At 38.2% G+C, this 23,752-nt stretch carries 14 protein-coding genes; 11 read left to right on the top strand and 3 right to left on the bottom strand.

Features of this window, described 5'->3' with window-relative positions; translation table 11 throughout:
• Positions 1 to 32 precede the first annotated feature (32 nt).
• The 7 genes from KFE94_04985 to KFE94_05015 all read left to right on the top strand — a co-directional run bounded on the left by KFE94_04985 (position 33) and on the right by KFE94_05015 (position 7,057).
• Positions 33 to 2,297, top strand: a complete 2,265-nt coding sequence (locus tag KFE94_04985) for a TonB-dependent receptor (GenBank protein ID UTW67469.1) — start codon at positions 33 to 35, stop codon at positions 2,295 to 2,297.
• A gap of 11 nt (positions 2,298 to 2,308) precedes the next feature.
• Entirely contained in the window at positions 2,309 to 2,551 is a 243-nt protein-coding gene (locus KFE94_04990) for a ferrous iron transport protein A (protein UTW67470.1), read from the top strand.
• 1 nt (position 2,552) lies between these two features.
• Positions 2,553 to 4,667: a ferrous iron transport protein B gene (gene feoB / locus KFE94_04995; protein UTW67471.1), complete on the top strand. Its 2,115-nt coding sequence runs from the start codon at positions 2,553 to 2,555 to the stop codon at positions 4,665 to 4,667.
• Between the two features lie 11 nt (positions 4,668 to 4,678).
• Complete coding sequence (locus tag KFE94_05000) at positions 4,679 to 5,674, top strand: HmuY family protein (protein ID UTW67472.1); 996 nt, start codon at positions 4,679 to 4,681, stop codon at positions 5,672 to 5,674.
• A 120-nt stretch (positions 5,675 to 5,794) separates the two neighbouring features.
• Positions 5,795 to 6,193 carry a hypothetical protein gene (locus KFE94_05005; GenBank protein ID UTW67473.1) on the top strand — a complete coding sequence of 133 codons (399 nt, stop codon included), beginning with the start codon at positions 5,795 to 5,797 and terminating at the stop codon, positions 6,191 to 6,193.
• 15 nt (positions 6,194 to 6,208) lie between these two features.
• Positions 6,209 to 6,646: a hypothetical protein gene (locus KFE94_05010; protein ID UTW67474.1), complete on the top strand. Its 438-nt coding sequence runs from the start codon at positions 6,209 to 6,211 to the stop codon at positions 6,644 to 6,646.
• Positions 6,647 to 6,856: 210 nt separating this feature from the next.
• The gene (locus KFE94_05015; GenBank protein UTW67475.1) at positions 6,857 to 7,057 is read left to right on the top strand and encodes a hypothetical protein; all 201 of its coding nucleotides are present in this window, start codon (positions 6,857 to 6,859) and stop codon (positions 7,055 to 7,057) included.
• 4 nt (positions 7,058 to 7,061) lie between these two features.
• Here the strand turns inward: KFE94_05015 and KFE94_05020 are convergent, their stop codons facing one another.
• Positions 7,062 to 8,513, bottom strand: coding sequence for a T9SS type A sorting domain-containing protein (locus tag KFE94_05020; protein ID UTW67476.1), 1,452 nt, complete (start codon positions 8,511 to 8,513; stop codon positions 7,062 to 7,064).
• A 115-nt stretch (positions 8,514 to 8,628) separates the two neighbouring features.
• On the opposite strand from KFE94_05020, the gene KFE94_05025 reads away from it, so the two are divergent.
• Both KFE94_05025 and KFE94_05030 read left to right on the top strand, forming a co-directional pair.
• The gene (locus KFE94_05025) at positions 8,629 to 9,192 is read left to right on the top strand and encodes an acyl-CoA thioesterase (protein ID UTW67477.1); all 564 of its coding nucleotides are present in this window, start codon (positions 8,629 to 8,631) and stop codon (positions 9,190 to 9,192) included.
• Between the two features lie 14 nt (positions 9,193 to 9,206).
• Positions 9,207 to 10,109: an FkbM family methyltransferase gene (locus KFE94_05030; protein UTW67478.1), complete on the top strand. Its 903-nt coding sequence runs from the start codon at positions 9,207 to 9,209 to the stop codon at positions 10,107 to 10,109.
• On the opposite strand, the gene KFE94_05035 is transcribed toward KFE94_05030, so the two are convergent.
• Positions 10,106 to 13,543 (bottom strand): hypothetical protein, encoded by a 3,438-nt coding sequence (locus KFE94_05035; protein UTW67479.1) that lies wholly within the window; start codon positions 13,541 to 13,543, stop codon positions 10,106 to 10,108. The genes KFE94_05030 and KFE94_05035 overlap by 4 nt on opposite strands.
• 160 nt (positions 13,544 to 13,703) lie before the next feature.
• Here KFE94_05035 and KFE94_05040 point away from each other — a divergent pair, with 160 nt between their 5' ends.
• Together KFE94_05040 and KFE94_05045 are read left to right on the top strand one after the other, a co-directional pair.
• Positions 13,704 to 14,579 (top strand): hypothetical protein, encoded by an 876-nt coding sequence (locus KFE94_05040; GenBank protein UTW67480.1) that lies wholly within the window; start codon positions 13,704 to 13,706, stop codon positions 14,577 to 14,579.
• Between the two features lie 199 nt (positions 14,580 to 14,778).
• Entirely contained in the window at positions 14,779 to 21,933 is a 7,155-nt protein-coding gene (locus KFE94_05045) for a gliding motility-associated C-terminal domain-containing protein (protein ID UTW67481.1), read from the top strand.
• Between the two features lie 55 nt (positions 21,934 to 21,988).
• On the opposite strand, the gene ftsZ is transcribed toward KFE94_05045, so the two are convergent.
• A complete protein-coding gene (gene ftsZ, locus KFE94_05050; protein UTW67482.1) occupies positions 21,989 to 23,653 on the bottom strand; it encodes a cell division protein FtsZ in 1,665 nt (554 codons plus the stop codon).
• Positions 23,654 to 23,752 lie beyond the last annotated feature (99 nt).

The raw sequence follows: 23,752 nt of genomic DNA on the forward strand, positions 1-23,752 counted from the left end.
GATTCATCTTTGCTTTTTTATTTTCGGACCATATGTATTCAACGGTTAAATATCATATTCAGAGAGTCATTCTGCTATTAGGAATGACTTTTTCGGTTCTATATGTTAACGCTCAGGATACTAAAGTAACTGTGATTGATAAGTCTATGGGATCTACCATTCCATATGCTCACGTGCAGTTTACCGATATCAAAACCTCCAGGTCCGAAATTGTTTTAACAGATCATGATGGTGTTGCCACACTACCTGCATCTGAAAACTTCAACCAACAAATTGCACTACATATTACCTACATTGGTTTCAAAACATATAATGATACCATTCAAAAAGGAACTTCGGTGAAGGTGAAACTATCTGAAAATATTCAACATTTGGATCAGGTGGTGGTGACTGGCCAATTCTCTGCTTCCAGCCCTGAAAAAGCACTTCACAAAATCACATTAATCAGTAGAGAAAAGATAGATGCCTTAAATGCGGTTTCTTTGGATCAGGTTTTAGCGCGTGAGTTAAACATGAATATTTCCAAAGACAATGTTTTGGGAAGTAGCATCAGCATTCAAGGTTTATCTGGTGAAAATGTAAAGATTCTTGTTGACGGTGTTCCAATGATTGGGCGTCTTAACGGAAATATAGACCTCAGTCAAATCAATCTCAACGACATTGAAAGAATTGAAGTCGTAGAAGGACCTCTTTCCGTATCATACGGTAGTAATGCACTGGCTGGAACCATCAACTTAATTACCAAAAAAGATCAACAAAAACCACTTTCTGTTAATGCCCGATATTATGGAGAGAATATCGGTACACATAACATTGATGGAAGGGTCGGATTTAAAAAAGGAACTTTTTTCGGGGCAGGAAATTTCACCAGAAACTTCTTTGATGGTTGGAATGTAGAAGACCCTAACTGGAAAAACCCTGCTCTCGTTGCTGACTCATCAAGAGTGCAATTGTGGAAACCCAGAACTCAATATTTAGCGGGATTCAAACTGGGAAAAAAATTAAAACACGGTACGGTGTTATACAACATCAATGGTTTTGATGAAAAAATCACCAATCGCGGTACACCTAGAGGCCCTTATGGCGAAAGTGCATTTGACGATTTATATCTGACTAAACGTTTAGATAATTCTGTAAATCTTAATGTAAGTATAGATACGATCAACCAGCTTAACATACTTGCAGCTTACAATTTGTACGAAAGAAAAAGAGAAGCATATATCACAGATTTAACTGGCGTGTATTCAAGACCAAATCCTACCGAAGGTATTAGTGACACAACCAAGACCACATTAATGATGCTTCGCTCTACTTTTACAGGAAAACCCGAAGGAAAAAACTGGCGTTACCAATTAGGGATTGACTTAAACAATGAAATAGCTTTTGGAGAACGAATCAAAGATAAAGAACAAAGTATTGGCGATTATGCAGGATTTGCTAGCCTGGAATGGCAACCTACCTATAAATGGACTGTTCGTCCCGGATTACGAATGAGTTATAACACACAATATGGAGCCCCGGTAGTACCTTCTTTATATGCAAAATACCAACTCAAACCTACTATGGCCATTCGTGGTTCGATTGCTCGCGGATTTAGAGCTCCATCGGTAAAAGAATTATATATGGACTTTGTCGATGTAAATCACAATATTCAGGGGAATACTGACTTAAAAGCGGAAACGGCTTTACACACCAGCTTAAATTATTCTTTTGTCCAACTAAAGAAAGGGCGTACTTTAAAGATTAAAGTGGGATTATTTTACAACCAAATCCAAAACAAAATCACTCTGGCACAGAGTAACACCACACTTTATTCTTATGCCAATATTGAAGAGGCATTATCTCTTGGTTTCAATTTAGAAGGTCAATATAACATAGGTCATTTGAAAACCAGTTTGGGATTCTCATATACCGGGACACAAAACAGTTTGGCTAACACGGAAACCAAACCGGATATCGGCTATAGTCCACAAATGACATCATCATTATCTTATGATTTCAAAAAATACAAATCCAATATTTCAGTTTTCTGGAAATTCGCAGGGCAGGTTCCACAAATCATCATAGATGAAAATGACAACTTGCAACAGTCTTTCATAGATTCTTACCACATTTTGGATGTAACAGCAAACAAAAAATTTTGGAAAGACCGGGTTATTTTAGGGTTAGGAGTCAAGAACATTTTAGATGTGACCAACATCTCATCTTCAGGTGGCGGAGGCGCACATAGTGGAGGTAGTTCTCGTCCAATTGCACCGGGTAGAGTTTATTTTGTTAAACTTGGGCTCCAGTTATAGCACACAATATTTTGAAGAATACCAACATAAATAAAAGACGGGCAACGGACCTAAAAATCGGAGAGTCTAGTGTGATTGATAGTTTCGAAAACGAAGAATTTTCATCTCAGTTTTTAGAGATTGGATGTCTTCCTAATGCACCCGTAGAATTGGTGCGTAAAGGACCTGCCGGACAAACTCTATATTTACGGGTGAATGGACACGCGTATGCTTTTAGAAAAGAAGAAGCTTCTCACATTATTTTAAAGTTTTAGGATGGGTACAAGTGAAGAAGTTTTAAAAATTGCGCTGATCGGGAACCCAAACGCGGGAAAGACTTCTGTTTTCAACAGACTCACAGGATTAAATCAAACTGTTGGTAATTTCCCAGGAGTAACCGTTGACAAGAAGTCTGGATCATATCCACTACCAAATGGTCATCAAGCCATCATTACAGATTTGCCAGGGACCTATAGTCTGTATCCCAATTCAACGGATGAAAAAATTGTACTAGAGACCCTACTAAATCAAGATAATAGCGCTTATCCTGATTTGGTTTTATATGTAGCCGATGCCAATAATCTGGAAAGACATCTGGTCTTACTTACACAGATTATGGACTTCGGTATCCCAATTATTCTATTGCTCAACATGATTGATGTAGCTAAGAGTGAAGGAAAATCGTGCAATGATCTAAAACTTTCGCAAAGTCTGGGAATTCCAGTAGTAAAAGTGAATGGAAGAACCGGAGAAGGTACGGAGAATATTGGACCGGTAATTTTACAATTGGAGGGATCACATCCAGAACCATTTTTAAATGTAGAACCGTATGCATTTGAAATGGAAAATGAGGTCAAAAAGCTATTTGGATTTGACAACAACTATCGCGCGCTTCTAACTGTCCATAACTATCAGAAATTAGATTTCATCAGTGATCAGGATAAAAGTTACCTGGATCAATTAGTTGAGAAACTCGAATTTAAAAGCATTGGATTACAGTTTGATGAAATCATGGCGCGCTATGATCAGCTCCATCCCATTATGGAAGCTATGGTTACCGACACCAGTGAAAATGCAGAAACCAAGACGGCTAAAGCCGATAAAGTTTTAACGCATCCAGTATGGGGTAGCCTGATATTTATATCTACGCTCTTTATCATTTTCCAGGCCATTTTCGCCTGGGCTTCATATCCTATGGATTTGATTGATGAAGGCATGTCATGGGTGATTGAGAGCACAAAAAACATTCTTCCCCCAGGATTATTTTCTGATTTCTTTACGGATGGAATTCTTGCCGGAATTGGTGGCATCATCATATTCGTTCCTCAAATTACCATTTTATTTATCCTCGTCTCTATCCTCGAAGAAGTGGGATATATGTCTCGAGCAGTCTTTCTCTCAGACACCTTGATGCGAAAATTTGGTCTCAATGGCCGAAGTATCGTTTCATTGATTTCCGGTGCTGCCTGTGCTGTCCCGGCCATTATGGCTACTCGTACGATTAGCAACTGGAAAGAGCGTTTAATCACCATTTTTGTCACTCCTTTTATTAGTTGCTCTGCACGGATTCCCGTTTTTGCGGTATTAGTGGCTTTTGCCGTACCAGATAAAACTGTGGGCTCATTTTTAAACCTTCAAGGCCTGGTGATGATGGGACTGTATACACTTGGGGTTGTGGCAGCGTTAGGGTCTGCATGGGTAATGAAGCTGGTTTTAAAAACCAATGATGCTTCTTTCTTAATGATGGAACTTCCAACCTATAAAATGCCTTATTGGAAAAACATTGGAATCACTGTAGTTCAAAAGGTAGGTATCTTCATCAAAAACGCGGGTAAGATCATATTGATTATATCTATGATACTTTGGGTATTGGCTTCTTTTGGTCCTGGAAACTCATTGGAAACCATTGAAGAAAATGTTAGAACGGAGTATGCGTCACAATCCATTGATGAAAGTGAGCTAGATAACATTATTGCATCAAAAAAGATTGAAGGTTCTTATGCCGGGATTTTAGGTAAAGAGATTGAGCCTATTATTCAGCCTTTGGGATTTGACTGGAAAATTGGGATTGCCTTAATTACTTCTTTTGCAGCCAGAGAAGTTTTCATTAGTACAATGGCCACCATTTATAGTGTAGGTAGTGATGGTGATGCTTTATCAGTAATGAATAAAATGCGTCAGGAACGAAACTCCACCACCGGAGAATTAGTATATACATCTGCAACCGCATTTTCACTACTGATTTTCTATGTATTGGCCATGCAGTGTATGAGTACTTTGGCCATTGTTAAAAGAGAAACAAAAAGTTGGGTCATTCCTATGGTTCAGCTATTTTACATGACCGGACTCGCATATGTTTTAAGTTTTATCACTTATCAACTATTATCGTAAAATTGAAACAGATGAATTTCACATATTTCAAAACAAATATTTGGTTGATTTTATCCGTATTATCGGTTTTGTTTTTTGCGTCTTGCGAAAAGGATGAAATTCCGATTGAACCGCATCCACCAGGCAATGTGGTTTCGCAACAAGTGGAAATGGGGTATTATTATCCGGATCAAATTTGGTTCAATATTGAAACCGGATCTGAAGTATCCAGAAATCACAAAACAGCATGGGATTTAGCATTTGAATGTAACGATCCGGGCTGGAGAATTACCATCAATTCTGCAAATAATGCCTATATCGCACACACAGAAGAAACCGATATTAATGCTGTAAAAGATACCATTGGCATGGATTGGAAATGGGACGAGTTTTCCGGAAATCTGGATAGTACCGCCATTGGGGATTGGAAAACAAATCCTCAAATCTATATTCTGGACAGAGGAAAAGACGAAGTAGGCACACACCTGGGGTTGACCAAACTGATGATTGATAGTGTAAATGCAGATTCCTTTTATTTCAAATTTGCAGACCTCCAGGCTTCTTCCTGGGTCAATGCATCTGTATCAAAAGACAGCAGCTATTTCTTTAGCTATTTCAGCTTAAATTCAGGTGGACAGCAAGTCACTATTGCTCCTCCAAAAAAAGAATGGGATATTGTATTTACACAATACACATTTGCGTTCTATGATATGGACCCGGTAGTTCCTTATTTAGTAACAGGTGTTCTACTTAATCCATATCATGCTTATAGCACCAAATGTTATGATCAAAATTTTGCTGATATCACTTTAGCTAACACTAGCAGCTACAACTATAACCAAAGATTGGATAATATTGGTTATGACTGGAAATACTACGACTTTGATCAAGGCTATTATATCACACTACCTGAAAAGAACTATATTTTCCGATCTCATAATGGAAAGAAATATAAAATCCATTTCCTGGACTGGTACAATGACCAGGGGCAAAAAGGAAGTCCAACATTTGAATTCTCAGAATTGTAGATATTGTATTTGCGAAAGGCTTTAAGAATGATTCTTAAAGCCTTTTTGTTTTGGTTTATCAAGATTTAGCCCCATTAATTATTTCTGTACTTTTATAACTTGTTTTTTTAACTCTAAAAAGTGAAACGGATAATAAAACGATACTATTTAAACCAACTAATCATAGGTTTTGTTCTAACCTTCACCACCATCAATTTGATTGGTTTAGTAAACCAAACCGACTCATTTAGTGTTGGACACTTGTCTTTATTATCAATTGTCGGAGGTTTTCTATTTTCTATTGCTAATGCCCTTATCAATTCTTTAAATTTCTCTTTCCCAAATAAACAAAATCATATCCTAGCCTTTTACATCCCAATTTTACTTTGGTTTATTCCTTTAATAACTTCCGTTTCTAAAAGCATAGAAAACGAAGAATTTAAAATTTCTGATTGGTTAATCATCATCATTTGGATGGAACCAATTCTTTATAACTTAGCATTATCTAAACTGGCTTCTAAAACTACAAAGTCTAAATAGAAAACATGATTTCATATGACCATTAAATACAAACAACTCAATCAAGAATGGAATGCTGATCCAAATGCTCCTGAGGTTAGTTTACAAATAATTCATAGGAACCTTATCATAAAAACTTATCTGAATTATTTCGTTTATGATGATTTCAATGAAGGAGACTACGCAATAATTAAATTCAAAAATGTAACCTCATATTCTTTTAACACTTGCAATGATGAAGGATATTATTATGGTCAATATAGATTTGGGCCTAAAGAATTACCCTGGGGTGAATTCTATGAAATTGAATCAGGTTTAGATAGAAACTTCCCCGATCCCCTAATTACCATACAAAAAGGAATCGCTCAACATAAACACTATGTCTTCTTTTTTAAGGACAATACATTAGAGTGTATTGCGGAAAACTACGAAGTGAAAATGTTTACAAAGAACCCCAATGACAAACCCCAATAGAAAACATTGTCCATTCACAAATCCATACAGAAAATAACTGCCATACTAGAAATACTATTTCTAATCATTATCCTATTAAATTTTTCATGGGCTCGGTTTGATGGTAAACTATCTATGCCATTTCATTTAGAAGCCACTCCATTTAGAATGTTTATTACTTCCGGGATATCAATTATTGTGCTTATACGACTTTTTCAAGTAAGTAAGTTTATGATCACAAATAATGAATTCTCGAAAAAATCTCAATTCATCGTTATCGGATTATACCTTCTGATGATTGGGACGGATTTATACGAATTTGGCAAATGGAAGTATTATGCTGATATGTATGGTTACATCATTATTATATTATTAACCCCGGTTTTTCTGGGTGTTTCGAATAACATTAAATCTCAAAAAACCGATACCTAACAAATCATTCTAATTTCACCACTTTTTCAACTTTAGTTAGGTTTCCTTCTTGTATTTGAACTAAATAACTTCCTATCTCCAAATCTGATAAATCAAGGATTAACTGTTTATCTCGGGTTGTTTTTACTTCTTTCAAATTCCCACTCAAATCAAATACGGAAACTTCCTTAACTGCTTTACTATTCTTAAAGTCCAGAGTTAAATAGCTATCTGTTGGATTTGGATATAGTGAGAGTTCCTTTTCTAAAACATCTTCTACTCCAGTTGAAATAAAAGGAGCAAAACGCAATACTTTCACCTCAGAGTCATGGGACCAATCACAAAATACTACATAAAAATAATCATCAACTCCCTTAATCAAAGATTGATATTCTCCTAGTCTACTTGAAGAATATGTAGCTTTATACAATACCGTGGGCACACTAAATGAATTTCCGGAATCCAAGGAAAATATATAATTAAGCTGAAATATTCCCCCATTGTTTTCATTATAGATCATATGGATTTCACCGGTATCTTCACGATACATTTCCGCATATGATCCATTAGCTATCATACTCGAAGTCCATGTAAAAGTTGAATGGTCATAAAAATGATAATTGATTTTGGTATGGTCCATATGAGGACGATGTGATAAAACACCAAAATAACTTGTTCCAGAATCTCCCAGGGGCTTACAAATATTATTCACTTCATTATTTGAAATAGTATCCAAAACTGCCCATGAATCTCCCCTATCTACACTTTCTGTTATATAAATATTTTCCTCTTTATTATCACCAAAAACTATTCGCAAAACTCCATTCGAAGACCAACTTAAATCAGGACCACATGGGCTTTTCGATGGAATTTCAAAAGTTTCAGCTATCGACCAACTCCTACCATTATCCATGGATTTCCTAAAATTCACATGACCTTCCAAATCATTATCTACCATTTGAAAGTGACTATATACTAAATAAAGGTTCCCATTATCATCATTAGTAATTTGCGGGTAATCTGCAATACCATCATTCATATGTGGATTTCCGACCAATGTCCAATTCAAACCTAAATCTACCGATTCATAAATTTCCAAATCCATATTAAGAACGCCTGTACCTTGAATATTTCTTCGCATAACCACCAGAAACATTTTATCGTCTTTAGTTACCGTTAACACTGGATCATAAGCATCTCCAAGAGAACCATTCGTACTTTGTATAGAGTCTATAAGTGTCCAATTCACTCCTAGATTCTCGCTTCTATATATGAGAACACGATCTACATTCTCAACTCTCTCCATAACTACCGAAACAAAAGTCCCATCTTTCATTTGAACGCATTCTAACTCAACTACGCTCTTAGTCCCCATCTCATTTAATTCTTGTCCTTCCAATGTGAATTGGAACATACAGAACATGACTATTATGATCAATTTATCTTGCATCGTGTCTAAAACCCAAAAATGTATCATAAACCTGAGACCTTTCGCACCAACGGCATTGCCATATTGTTAATTAATTCAACGCATTATTCACCTCATTACGGATTTCAAATTACCTTTACCCTCTTCTTTAGTATGACCAATTATGATAGCACGTACACCAAAACAATCTGATACCGTAATTACAGAATTAATGATTCCTGCATATGCCAATTTCGGAGGTAAAATCCATGGTGGAATCCTGCTCAGTTTGATGGATAAAGTCGCGTATGCCTGTAGTACAAAACACGCAGGTAATTACTGTGTTACTGTATCTGTTGATGGTGTAGATTTTATAGAACCCGTAGAGGTGGGTGATTTGGTATGTATGATGGCCCGTGTTAATTATGTAGGCAACACTTCTTTGGTAGTAGGCATCAAAGTCACGTCTGAAAATGTCAAAGAACGTACCATGAAACATACAAACACATGTTATTTTACAATGGTCGCTAAAGGTGAAGATGGAAAACCTACTCGCGTACCACCACTGATTCTGGAAGACTTTTTAGATGTCAAAAGATTTGGTGAAGCTCTATTTAGAAAAGAATTGAAAAAGTATCGTTTAGATCAAATGGAAAAGAACAAAAAAGATATTTCCAAATCTGAACTCATCCGCATGTTGAAGGATGAAAGATGTGAAATTAATTTTTCTATTGACGACACTCACTAAATTCGAATTTTCACATGCTTTTTAAGTTATTTAAGTTCATCTTTATTCCGCCCATTAATTTTGTTCTTAGTCGAACGCTACATCCGTTTAGCTCATGGATTCCGAGCAAATATCACTTTCCTGTGATCGGGAAATATCAACTTCAAATTGATCCAAATCACTCCGTTTATCTGGAAGGACATTATACCAGTCATCTAAGTAAACTCATCTTTTGGCAAGGAATCAAGGGCTGGGAATATGACAACGTTAGATTGTTTATTGCGCTGATTCAAAAATCAAATACATTCCTGGATATTGGAGCTAATATAGGATATTATTCTCTGCTGGCCTCAGGGCTTCAACCTAAAATCCGCACTATTGCCTTTGAACCTTTCCCAGATGCCTATGCGGCATTAAATGACAACATTCAGGTAAATGGTTTTAAAAATATTCAAACCGAAAGCATTGCCTTGTCAGACCAAAAAGGTGCGTTTGATTTCTTTTATAAAGTCAATCCAACTTTTAAAGATTACAAATACCAACTCGCAGGTGATAACGGTCTTGTAGACTATGATGAAGATGTGCGTCAAAAATCAACGGTCAATACCATCACATTGGACGAGTTTATGGAAGGTCAAGATCTGAATCAAATCGATCTGATGAAAATGGATACCGAAACTACGGAGTATTTCATATTGAAAGGGGGCCAAAAAACGCTTTCCACATTTCAACCGATTATCATGTGTGAAGTTTTGAAAGGCTATCATGAGAAGGAGTTAGAAGAACTATTGAGTGATTTAGATTATACTTTTTTCAAGGTAACACCGGAAGGGTTAAAAGCTTCCGATACGATTATCCAAAATAAAGAACATCAAAATCAATACTTTTTTGTTCCGACTCAAAAACAAAGTTTGATTCACGATTTACTTGCGCCTTAAAAGAACGCACGCACCTGTACATTTCCCGTATGAATCACTGGGTTATTCTCACTCACCCTCCCCATATAACTTAAATTCAATTGGAGATATTTTGCAATGGTGCGCTGGTATTTAACTTCCCACAGACCATTTTTTCCGGGTTGTAATCCATCCAGCATTTGAAACGCAATCGGTGAATTTACATTCCCTTGATAATCATTAATCAGATAGCTTCCGGAAATAATTAAACTTCCTCTGCCCACTTTTCTCACATTGAGTTCGGCACTATACTTTTCACTTAAATTGGTTTCCCCTCCCAGCTCTACCAAATTACGTTTATTGGATTGTTCATACGACAATATGATCTTGACTCCTGATCCTTGTAAATACGTAATAATAGGCTTGAAACTCGTATAATTAATCTGATAATTTCTATTAGAATAAAACTGAGCTCCAGATCGTTTTATACCCTGCTTCGCTTCCAGATTAATCTGATAAATTCTACTCATATTATATCTAAAATTTACCAGGTGGAAATCATCTTCGGTTCCTAAAAGTCCATTGGTCTGCAACACTTTTGTACTTACATCCTGGTAGGTATAATCTATCGACCATAACTTATTTGCGCGATTCAGATACACTGTATTTCTTAAAGAAGAATTCAACGTTCGAATATTGCTATCTGCAATACTGGTTGCAAATGGGTCGACCCAATTATTTAAAGAATTATCATCTGTTTTACGATCAACACGATAGGCAAATTGATTGGAGAACTTACTCAATACTTTTCGAATACCTTTTTTGTTTTTCCAGGTGACTCCGGGTCTTAGAAAAACGGTTTGATTAAACTGCGTACGATACACCTTCTCAAAATTATTGGTTTGTGTTAATACACGAATGTAATTGGCCTGATCCTGAAACTTGGCAATCTCAAATTCATTTTGCTCTGCAATTCCGTTTCCATTATAATCCACCCAGGTATACACTCCGGTACCCGCAGGAACTTCGACATAAACAAAGGCTTGTTCTTCGGTAAGTCCGGATCCCAATTCATAAAAAGAAGATAAGGTCACTACTCCTTTTAACATGCGTACAGTATAATCAATCCGATTCGTTAAAGTCTGCTCCGGATTTCCCATATACAAAGTCGTATCCTTAACCTCCAAAACACGATACATCGAACTCAACTGAAGCTGTGCTTTAGGATTAGACACCAAACCTAATTTCCCCTCGACACTTTGAGCAAAAGTGGATCTTTGTAGTTGTCCATTTTTTACATTGTCATTAATCCTATTGATATATGCTAACTTGAATTTATTCTTCGTGCTATCTCCATTGGCTATAAATGCTTCCCATTCCCAAAAACTATAACTGGTATTCGCTAAGGTATCTGATGACGGTGCTTTCCTTAAGTTATATTCGAAATCATCTCTAAAACCGATATTGATTTTTTCATATTTCTTCTGTAACAAAGCTTTATGTCGATTAAAATTGGAATTTCCTAAATCTCCACTGGAATTCAACAAACTCCCTGTGACTTTAGCTGTATACTTCTTATTGTCAATATTACTAAACAACTGATGCCTGAATCCTTGATATGCGTCTCCGGAAATGAATGACTTAAACTGATATCCCAGTTGCCCTAAACCTTTCTTGATCCACCCCACTTCTGCAGATGGTACATGCTGCATTCCGGTTAACGTTTGCCCTCGTACATTCCAATCTCGATCAAACTCTACAGAACGATAACGTTGGATTTCTTCAAAATTATCAGTCCGATTTTCGTAGTTCACTTTTAACACCATAAACCACGGAGCCACTGTATCATTCGTAATTTGTTTCCTCCTTTCGATTCCCATCCAAACGCCTCCACCTACATTATTTTGATTCCCTATAGATGAAAATGAATTTAAATCCCTTTGAGTCACCGCTCCTTCAAAAACCACTTTGGTATACGGACTCAATTGATAATCCCCCCCTACAGTAAACATTTGTCTTTTCTTCGGAGTAATCAATAAAATCACCGGTAAATACGAACCTTGTCGCACACCTCCAATTGGAGCAACATATTCGAAAACACGCCCGTTAGCTGTACTTGGAATTTCGATATAATCTCCATTTCCGACTCCCACATTGGAAAAAGACAATTGATAAATGGCAGAATCCGGATTGGTAGAAAAAATATAAATCGAATCTCCGGTTACCGGATGAATTTCTCTTTTATATAAAACCCGATCATTTGAGAACTCTACTTGTCTGGCGGAAGGTACAATCGCCTGATCAATATCATCCCCAATGCTTTCTAACAACTCAATATTATCATTGGTCAAATCCTGAAGTAACGGCTGGTTTTTGGAATCCTGTTCAGAATACAAATTAAAATTCAGATTCAACTTTTTCATTTTCACATAATCTGAAACCTGAATCAAAGAACGACTGTATGCCTGCGCGCTATACTGGAATTCAACTACTATACGTTTATCTCTATTGATCGGACGTTTAGCCGTAAAAACAATTTCTGCTTTATTGTAATCAATTACATAATCATTTTCCTGTCCACGCGTCATTTTTTGCCCATCTATATACACCACTTCAGTCCCGGACAACACTGTGATAAATGATTCATTCTCTGCCCCGGTAAGACGATATGGTCCTTGATTTCCTTCTTCTCCCTGGATAATATTACGTGAAAACTTACCTCGACTTAAAGCTGCATTCACACTCAAATAATTCTCTACATTTTCTTTTAAGTTAAATCGTGCGTCTATACCTCCACCACGTAATCGCTTATCAAACTTCATGAAATAGCTCTTGGGCTTTTGAATTCTAAAATCCCCTGCGGTTAATTTCCAATCATCATTATATAACTGAATATACACCTGATCAAAATCTTGTAGCAACTGCGTATTCCCATCTGGTTGCACCGGAATATTATCATCAGAAATCACCGCTTTGATTTTGATTTTTTCCGTTAACTCCCCGGATAACTGTAAATTCAAATTCGAATTAATCCCCAGATTCTGATTATTCCCAAATAGTACCCCTCTGGAAATACTTCCTGATTTATCCAGTTTCCCTGTACTAAATTGCGCTTTGGGTGGAGTTCCCTGATATTTAAATGGGTTTACTTTCCCATACATATCGGGCATAAAAACAGAGCTCGTTTTATGCGAATACGATTTAGCAATATTTACGGGCCAGACTCGAAATTGCACATCTACACTATCCTGACTTGGCTTTTGAAGCCACACCCATTTGGCAGAGGGGTAATCTATATAATAGTAATTTGAATCAATATCTGAAACCTGAACAGAATTGGGAGCTATAGAAAGCGTATCCAATACAATCGTATCTTGTCGTGTTGAAATTCGAATATTTCTGACATTACTTTCAACCTGTCCCCAAACCAGAACCGGACATATTAAAATCAATATGATCGAAAGTACTTTACTCATTCATTAAATGGGGTAATCCCCTTATACTTCGTGTAACACGAAAATAGTTTTTATCGCTGGGCGATAAACGTAACAAACCCTTAATTATTTTGATTTAGAAGTTGTACAACTGCATAATAGAATGATATAAATACACGTTATAAAGCTAAAATTTATGTACATGTTATACCTCAAAAACATTTCTCTAGCCATACTATTTTCGACAACCATTTCTCTTCTTCACGCGCAAAAAATAAAAGTTTCGGAAGTCACCATTACACCCGGAGTTTACAGTGAAGGAAACCCATCTGCTACGGTAAATGACTTTTACGCTTTGGCGCCCAATTCACAACTTCTACCTGGAAGTTTAAATGGTTATAAAACTTATGGCTCTAGTAACAACGGTGGATTTACCTCAAGTATCTTATTAGGATTTCAATTTCTAAACAAAGATCAAAATGAATATAAGGCCAATCCATTATTACGTGTGGGTGTAACATTTAAATCCGGTGACGTAATTTCTGCTTCGATTTTTAAAGAGACACGTACTACAATTGACACCTTGATTTCACAAAGTAATGGACAAAAATATCCACTGGACTCAATTTCATATGAAGCCTATGGATTAAATTATCACTCGCAACAAATAAAATTGGATGCGTCATTAATATTCAGAACCAACCCTAAATCAAGATGGTATTTATTCGGTGGTTTTGGTGGCACTATAGGAACTTCAATTAATAACAAAACCACGATTAATTATCATCAGTTCAATTACTCTTCTCCAGAAAATGAAGACGTACTATTTTTACCAAACAATCCCAGAAATCATAACTCTCAAAACGAATCATTTGTCAACCAAAACAGTATGGTATATTCCATATACGTTCCACTTGGTGTAGACTTTAGAATATCCAATAACAATGAATTCTGGAAGAGAATCCATCTGTTTTACGAAATGCAACCAACTATAAATTTCACCCCGGTTCCGGAACTAAGAACTTTTACCAATATGGCTTTTCAAAATAATCTAGGCATAAAAGTATCATGGCTCTAAAATTTTAATTTTCTGAGCTTTTCATAATACAAACTCCTCTTATCCATGGGCAATCAGTTTTGATTGCCCATTTTTTATTTTAAAATTTTACGATTAAGAGCAACCCTGTCAAAAGCATCGCGTTAATACCATATAAAATTTGGCTATTTCTATAATAACCGAATTTAAAATTTACATCAATCCAACGCTCTACTGTATTATGAAAACGATGAAAGCTTTAGGCCTACTACCTATTTTCCTACTAATCACCTTCTTCTTCTCAAACAATGAAGTACTGGCAGGACATATTTCCGGAGCTGATTTCCAGTATATCTGTATTGGGAAAGGGCCTACTGAAGATACCATTTTGTTACGTCTGAATATTTTTAAGGATTGTTCGGGTATCCCACTACCAAACGCTATTCAAGTTACGATCACCAACTCATGTGGAGTTAATATCAATAACTTCCTAAACCCTACAAATGTAAATGGTATTGAGGTTTCATTTTTATGTGGACCTTTAAGTGGCCAAAGTACCTGTAATGGAGGAAATCTACCTGGTATGGAAATCTATACCTATGAAGCCATATTTAATATTCCATCATCCTGCCCCGGTGAATTACAAGCATCCGCCACGGGAGGCACCCCCGGCTATAATTATTCCTGGCCCATGGGGCTCTCAGGTTCTGATATAGATAAGTTGTGTGCAGGAAATTATCAGGTTACCGTTCAGGACAATAACGGATGTACTGCTGTGGACTCCTTTGAACTGGTAGACATAGATGGTTTAAAACTTACAGCAGCTGTTTCTGAAGTTTCATGTAATGGTGCTTGTGATGGAAGTATAACTGTAACACCGACATTAGGAACCGCTCCATTTGTATATAACTGGCAAGATGGTGCTTCGGGAAATTCCAGAACCAACTTATGCCCCGGACTTTACTCCGTAACCGTTATGGATAATGATGGAAGCCAATATGCCTACTGGGTAAATTTAGAAAACCCTACCCCCATTTTCACTAACTTCATTGTTGAAGATGAATCATGTGCTTCAGCTTGCGATGGTATTATACGCACAGAAGTTACCGGTGGAACTCCTCCATATACTTATGCCTGGTCCGGAGGTTTAACGGGAAATACCCAGGCAAACGTTTGCCCGGGAACCTATACAGTTACCATAACAGATGCTAACAGTTGTTCTTCTACTTCCTCAGTAACGGTTAATGCCGCAACTGCTATAACCCCTTCATTTGTCGTTACCAATCCAATTATTTGTAATGGAGACTGTAACGGGTCAGCTACAGTAGCTGCAACAGGTGGTGTTACCCCATATACTTTCGAATGGGACAATGGATTTGTTGGAACGACTCAAACGAATTTATGCGCTGGAAACTATGTGGTTTCTATCACCGATGCCAACGGCTGTATGGTAACACAAAATGTGATACTGACACAACCCGCAGCAATCACTTCCAACCCTACCATAACAAACGATTCTTGTATTAGCACCACAGGATTTCACGGAGCTATTCAATTGGCTCCAACTGGAGGGACATCTACGTATTCTTATAACTGGAACATCACACCTAACCCAGGTAATACCAATACAGTTTCCAATCTTCAAGCTGGTGCCTATCAAGTCACCATTACAGATGCCAATGGGTGTACATCTTCACATTCTTTTGGTGTGGGACACATCAATGGCCCAACCAATTCCAATAGCATTATTCAATCTCCAACTTGTATTGGAAATACAGATGGCAGTATTATCATCAACCCGTCAGGTAGCACTGCTCCTTATTCTTTTAGTTGGAATACAGGCGACACAACAGATACCATCTCTAGTCTTTCAATGGGAAATTATATCGTTACTATTACAGATAGCAATAGCTGTCAGTTTATCGATATTATCTCAGTAGCAGATCCTCAACCTATAGAAATTGCTTTAGTTACAACTGATCCTTCATGTAACAATTTATGCAATGGTTCGATTGCCATTACACCTTCTGGAGGTACCGGAGGTTATAACGTACTTTGGAGTAATGGTGGTACCGGACTTTCTCAATCTAACTTATGTTCCGGAACTTATTCTTTAACCGTAACAGATGGTAATGGATGTACTTTCGCTCAAAACAACATTGTTCTAATCAACCCTACAATACTTCAAGACTCTATTTCTCTTAACAGCACTGTTGATTGTAACGGTGATTGTAATGGTGAACTTCAGGCGTATCCTTATGGAGGTACAGCTCCGTATTCTTATAGCTGGAGTAATGGCACCTCATTGCAAAAAAATTATGATCTGTGCGCAGGTCTTCATATCGTGACTATTACTGATGCAAATGGATGTACGGTTGTAGATTCATTTACCATTACACAGCCTTTACCTATTGTTCCAACCGTCACACAATTAACCGGGGTTACTTGTAGTGGATTATGGTCTGGCGGCTGGGGCACTTGTTGCCGTGCTCCGGGAATTGTAAATACAGGAACAGCTGATTTTTACAGTGATTTTAAAATGAATCAGACGATACCGCAACACGATTGTAATAGCGGGGTAGAATTTGAGGACAATCCGGATGCGCATCCGCTTCGTTACGTATGTCTTGGAGATACTTTATGTTACAACTTTGGAGCTTCTGAATCTGATGGTGATAGTTTAGTCTTTGAATTGATTCCTGCTAAACAATTTGCCAATGTGAATGTATTATACAACACTGTTGGGGGAATCACTTACTCTGGGACCAATCCAATTGACGGTATTACTTTAAATCCTGCTACAGGTGAAGTTTGCTTTATTGCGCAACCTGTTGGCAGATATGTAGTCGCTATTCAGGTTAAAGAATACGATCCTGTTACCGGATTGTTTAAAGGTCAAAACATGAGAGATATTCTCTTTATTGTAGAACCTTGCCCTCCAAACATCGACCCGTATGGTAGTGACATTGTCAACTTTGATTCTACTGGCGGTGCACAACTCACCGGCCCAAATAGCATAGAAATGTGTGAAGGAGATAGTTTCTGTTTTGACATCGTATTCCACGATTCTAATCTTGTGGATACCAACATGTTTGTTTTCACTAACCTTCAAAACTGGTTAAATGGTCCTAATCCTTCTGATACTGCGACCATCGTTAATACCGTTCTGGATACTGTAATCATTAATGGTGATTCGTTGATGGAAATCACCAGTACCATCTGTTGGACTGCCCCACCTAATAGTGGAGGTACCTATAACTTCTATGTCGCGGTCAATGATGATCATTGCAATATTCCAAAAGACTTCTTCCGAGCCATTACAGTCAATGTCACCGGAAGTACGGTCGCATGGCCTGATGCCACCATCTGTGGTAATCAATCTTCTCAAATCTTCTCTGCTGGTGGTACCGCTTTCTCCTGGAATGCCATATCTGGTGATCCTATTCAGGTCGGAGTCAACTTCTCTTGTGATTCCTGTGCTTCTCCCGTTGCATCCCCTTCACAAACAACTACATATGTCGTCACCAGTAACATCAATAGTGCTTGTCAAAACTCTGATACCGTCACCATCACTGTTGCGCCTGACTATCAGGTGATCGCTACTCCCGATACCATCCTTTGTAACATTGATACCATTCAACTCAATGCTACTGCAACCATTCCGGGGACTTTCACCTATCAGTGGAACAACTCCGCTTCCCTTTCCAATGATGCTATCGCAAATCCTGTGGCTGTCCCTCCGGGTTCTACTGTATACTCTGTCACCATGACTTCTAGTGATGGGTGTCAGAAAAACTCTACTGCTAACATTATTATCACTCCTCCTTTCCCTGTCCTCAATCCGGTAGCTATCGATACTGCTTTGTGTGGAAACGGAGATAGTACCCAACTTAATGTCGAATTCCTGCATGGTAACACCACTTCTTGTGGGCCTAGTTATTCTCAATGTCTGAGCACAACTACTTCTACCGATATCGGGACTGGTACCACTTCTAATGGTACCACTACATATCCTGCTCCGTTCGGTAACTTTAGAGAAACTGCTAAACATCAATTCCTATATCGTGCTTCTGAGCTTACTGCTATGGGGCTCACTGCCGGAATGATCACCGAAATCGGGTTTGATGTCGCTTCTATCAATGGTACCACAAACTATAATGACTTCACCGTCAAAATGGAGTGTACTTCTTTGACTTCTCTTCCTGCTACTTTCCAGGCCGTGAATACTACTGTATTCCCTGCTGCAAATATCACCATCTCTTTAGGCTGGAACATGCTAGTCTTCTCTACGCCTTACATCTGGGATGGAACCTCCAGTTTATTAGTTGAAGTCTGTTTCGATAACTCTTCTTCGGTTACTACTTCTAATTCTGCAACCAGATTCTCCGCTACTCCATTTACCAGTTCTTTGTATTATGCCAACAACTTTAATAATGCTTGTTCTGCCCCTGGAGCTCCTAGTCCTTTGTTCCAAAGACCTAACACCAGATTCTCTTTCTGTGATGGAGCCGATACTGCTGCTTATACTTATTCCTGGGCACCTAATGTGAACATCTCTGATACTTCTATCATCAATCCTTTTGTCTGGCCGGATGCCACTCAAAACTATCAGGTCATTGTCAATGATACTTTCGGGGTCTGTTCGGATACTGCTGATATCACCATCTATGTCGGTGAACTTGAAATTGGTAATGATACTTTGATCTGTGAAGGTGATTCTGTACAGTTCAATCCTAATGTTGTTGCCATTTGTCCAAATGGTACTGATACCTATTCCTGGTCTCCTACCACTGGACTTAGCAATCCTAATATTGCCAATCCTGTCGCTACTGTAACGCAAACTACAAACTATGTCCTCACTTACACCAACTCTTGTGGCTGTACACTTATGGATACCGTTACCGTCTTTGTCAACAATATGCTCAATCCAAATAGAGTATTAACGCATCCTACTTGTGGTTTGGCTGATGGTGAGATTCTTATTAATAGTGTCGGGGGATCTGCTCCTTTCACTTTTAGTATCGACTCCGGAGCTACTTTTGTAACTACAAATAACTTCACTGCTTTAGCAATGGGGGGATATCATATTCAGGTTCAGGATAGCAATGGCTGTTTATCTCCTATGGTAACTGATACATTGATCAATCCTGGAACTCCTATCGTGGATAGTATCTCTACTGTCGATCCTAGTTGTTTTGGATTTACTGATGGAGAAATCACTATTCATGCTACCGGAGGTACAAATCCGCTACGTTATAGCATCTCAGGCGGGGCGCCATTTTTGATTAACAATCATTTTACCAATCTTGCGGCTGGTGCTTACACCATCGTTGTCAGAGATGATAGTTTATGTGAAACATTCCCCCAAACTGTTAATCTAGTGAGTAACAATCAACTCTTCTTAGATTCTATTCAGGCTTCTAACTTACTTTGTTTCCAGGATTCTTCCGGGTCTATCGAAGTATTTGGACATGGAGGTACTTCGCCTTTAACTTATTCTATCGATAATGGAATATCTTATGATCCTTCTGCTTTATTCAATGGTTTAAGTGCCGGATCTTATAACATCATCATCAAGGATGCTATTGGATGTACTACCACAATGCAAAATCAGGTCTTAACTGAACCTACCTTGTTAAGTGCTACCGTATATCCTACCAATGATACTTGTTTCAATGCTTGTGGTGGAGCGGCTAATGCGGTGGTCAATGGTGGTACGCAACCTTACACCTATTCATGGAAAAAAGGCGTCAACATCATTGGTGCCAATAGCAGTAATGTAAGTGGATTATGTCAGGGGATCGATTATGAGTTTACCGTTGTTGATTCTAACAATTGTGTGCAAGCGATTCCTTTTGTCATCACTCATCCTGATCTACTTGTCGCTTCTTTCTCTTCAACTAACATCTCTTGTTATGGCGCAAATGATGGGACACTTTCTTTAAGTGCTACAGGGGGTACTGCGCCTTATCAGTATAGTATTGATGGTGGAAATACTTTTAGTAATTCTCCTAACTTCTCTGCTTTGGCTCCAGGTACTTATAACATCGTTGTTGCTGATTCAGGGTTTAGATGTGATGCAACTGTAACTGCGATCTTAACTGAACCTTCGCAGATTACTATCTCTTCTAATATCACTCAAAAACAATTATGTCTTACCGGATGTACTCAGTTGATTGCTTCTGCTGTGGGTGGGGTCGGACCTCCTTACAACTACATCTGGAATCAGGGTTTAGATTCTAATGGAACGCAAACTGCTTGTCCTACACAGACTACCATTTACTCTGTTTATGCTGCGGATACCAATGGTTGTACTTCTGATCCTATTGGTATTACTTTAACACTCTATGATTCTTTAACTGTCGATGCAGGTCCAAATCAGGATTTATGCCCTGAAGAATCTGCGCAGCTTTCTGCCATCGCTTCAGGAGGAAATGGAAATGGTTTGAGTTATCAATGGACCCCTGCTGCTGGATTAGATAATCCCTTTATCTCCAATCCTACTGCAAAGCCTTTTAATTCTACGCTCTATACCGTTAAAGTAACGGACAACTGTGAAACGCCTGCAGCTTATGATTCTGTGTGGGTCAATGTACACCCACTTCCAACTATGGGATTCTATGCCAAGGATACCACTGAAGGCTGTGAACCTTTTGATATTACTTTAGTCAATACTTCTGCTCCGGTGCAATTTGCAGAGTGGTCTATTCCCGGTACAGGAATCACTGCACACGGGTTCCAGACAGACATCACAGACATCCCAGAAGGAGTTTACGATGTACATCTTAAAGTTATCACGCCATTTGGTTGTGAAAATGAAATCACCAAAACTGATTTTATCACAGTGCATCCTCTTCCAATTGCTAAGTTCAATATGAATCCGGATCAAACTACCATTTACAATACTGTGGTACAATTTAAAGATCAGTCTATCGGAGATATCCAAAGTTGGGCATGGGACTTTAGTAGTTTAGACTCTGCTACAGAGCAAAACCCTACTTATGAGTATCCTAAAGAAATCGGTAACTTCCCAATTAGTTTACACGTAACCACTACAAAATCATGTGAAGACGACATTACTCAATTCCTAAGAATTGGTGGAGAGTATAACATCTTTGTTCCAAATTCATTCACACCAAATAATGATCAAAACAATGATGTATTCGCCCCAAGAGCTACAGGATTAGATCCAACAAAATACTCTCTGATTATTTATGATCGTTGGGGAGGAATTGTATTTGAATCCACTGATCTCAATCAACCTTGGGACGGACGTGTTCAAGGTTCAACCAAAATGGCTCAGAATGGTGTTTATGTCTGGCGCATCGTAGCCCATGAAGCTACAGATGAAGCCGAGGGTCACGTTTATAAAGGAACAGTTAACCTAATCCGTTAACAAAAAAAGGGAAGTCAAATTGACTTCCCTTTTTCATTTACCAATATGATTAACTCTAATCTACATTATCATGTAAGAACGAGTTATTGTTGCTAATACCAGTTTTCTTACCGTCTTCCGTCTCAGATCCATCCAATGAGTATCTTGAAACCTGAGACTCTGATGAATGCGGCACATCTTCTAAAGAAACCGCACGTCTTTGATATGCCGGAACATCTTCTAATTCGCTTAAACCAGAGGCTGTACGCAATCTACGACTCAATTCTTTTAGTCTCCCCATTCTACTCTTAATTCTCGCTTGCTGTCCTTCATCATTCATCTGAGGTTCCGGAGCTTGTGTATTTTCTACACGCTCTTCTGTTTTCACAGGCTCATTTGTCGGCACTTCTTCATCTAATGAATGAACGATTGGTGCTTGCGGAGGAGGTGTTTGAGAAATCGGTTTTGGAATAAATGGTTTAGGCTCTTCCATTTTTGGTGCTGGAGGAGGCGGGGTTTGATTAGCAGGCTTAATAAAAGGCTCTAATGGCTCCGCTGGTTTTACCTCTTGCACTTCATCGGAAGGCATATCTAATTTAAACTCTATTTTCCCTTGCGTCTCATCTTTCTTAATAAAAGGCTCCGGAGTTACAGGAACTTCTGGCGCTTTTTGCTGTGGCGTAGGTGCTGGTGTTGGATTAGCCATAGCCGTTGGCTGTGGATCATCTAATGTATGCACCTTTTTACGATTAGCTTCCGGTAATACATCATTCTTGTGTGCATCAGATAAGTCAAATCCTGTAGCAATTAAAGTAACAGATAAACCATCACCCATTTCTTCATTTTGACCATATCCCCAAATGATGTCTGCTGTAGATCCTGCCTCTTCCTGGATGTAATCAGTGATATCAGCAATCTCATCCATGGTGATCTCTTCGCTACCAAATTCCATATTCAATAAAATGAATCTAGCTCCTTTGATATCATTATCATTCAATAACGGAGAAGAAAGTGCATTTTCAACAGCTTTAATCGCTCTGTTTTCACCTTGAGCAATCGCGGCACCCATGATAGCTACACCACTTTCTCTCATTACAGTTGACACATCCTGAAAATCCACATTGATATGTCCGGTTCTAGTAATAATCTCAGCAATTCCTTTCGCAGCAATAGTCAGTACGTTATCCGCCTGAGCAAAAACTTCACTCATTTTTAAGTTACCGTACATCTGACGTAACTTATCATTGTTAATGATCAATAAAGTATCTACAGCCGATCGTAATTCTTCTATTCCTTTTTCTGCTTGTTGCTTTCTTTTACGCCCTTCAAAAATGAACGGTAAAGTCACAATTCCCACTGTCAATATCCCTAACTCACGAGCAGTCTGCGCGATAATAGGAGCCGCACCTGTTCCGGTACCACCACCCATTCCGGCAGTAATAAAAACCATTTTAGTTTCAGGGTCAAAAATCTTTTGAATATCGTCTGCAGACTCAATTGCTGCATTTCTACCAACATCCGGGATAGAACCAGCACCCATACCTTCGGTTAAGGTACCGCCTAACTGTAACTTGTCACTAACCGGGCTTATATCTAAAGCTTGCTGATCAGTATTACAGATCAAAAAATCCACACCCTTGATTCCTTGTGAAAACATGTGGTTGACAGCATTGCTACCACCACCACCAACACCAATTACTTTGATGATAGACGGTTTTCCTTTTGGCAAGTTAAATTCCATAATGTTCTAATTTGTTATTTTCAATGTACTTCTCACACGATACACTATAACAAAAATGCAAGAAAATCCGCTTGATTTCTCACCTTTTTGCCACGGTTT

This window comes from bacterium SCSIO 12643 (genome assembly GCA_024398135.1).
Taxonomy (GTDB): Bacteria; Bacteroidota; Bacteroidia; order Flavobacteriales_G; family Salibacteraceae; genus CAJXZP01.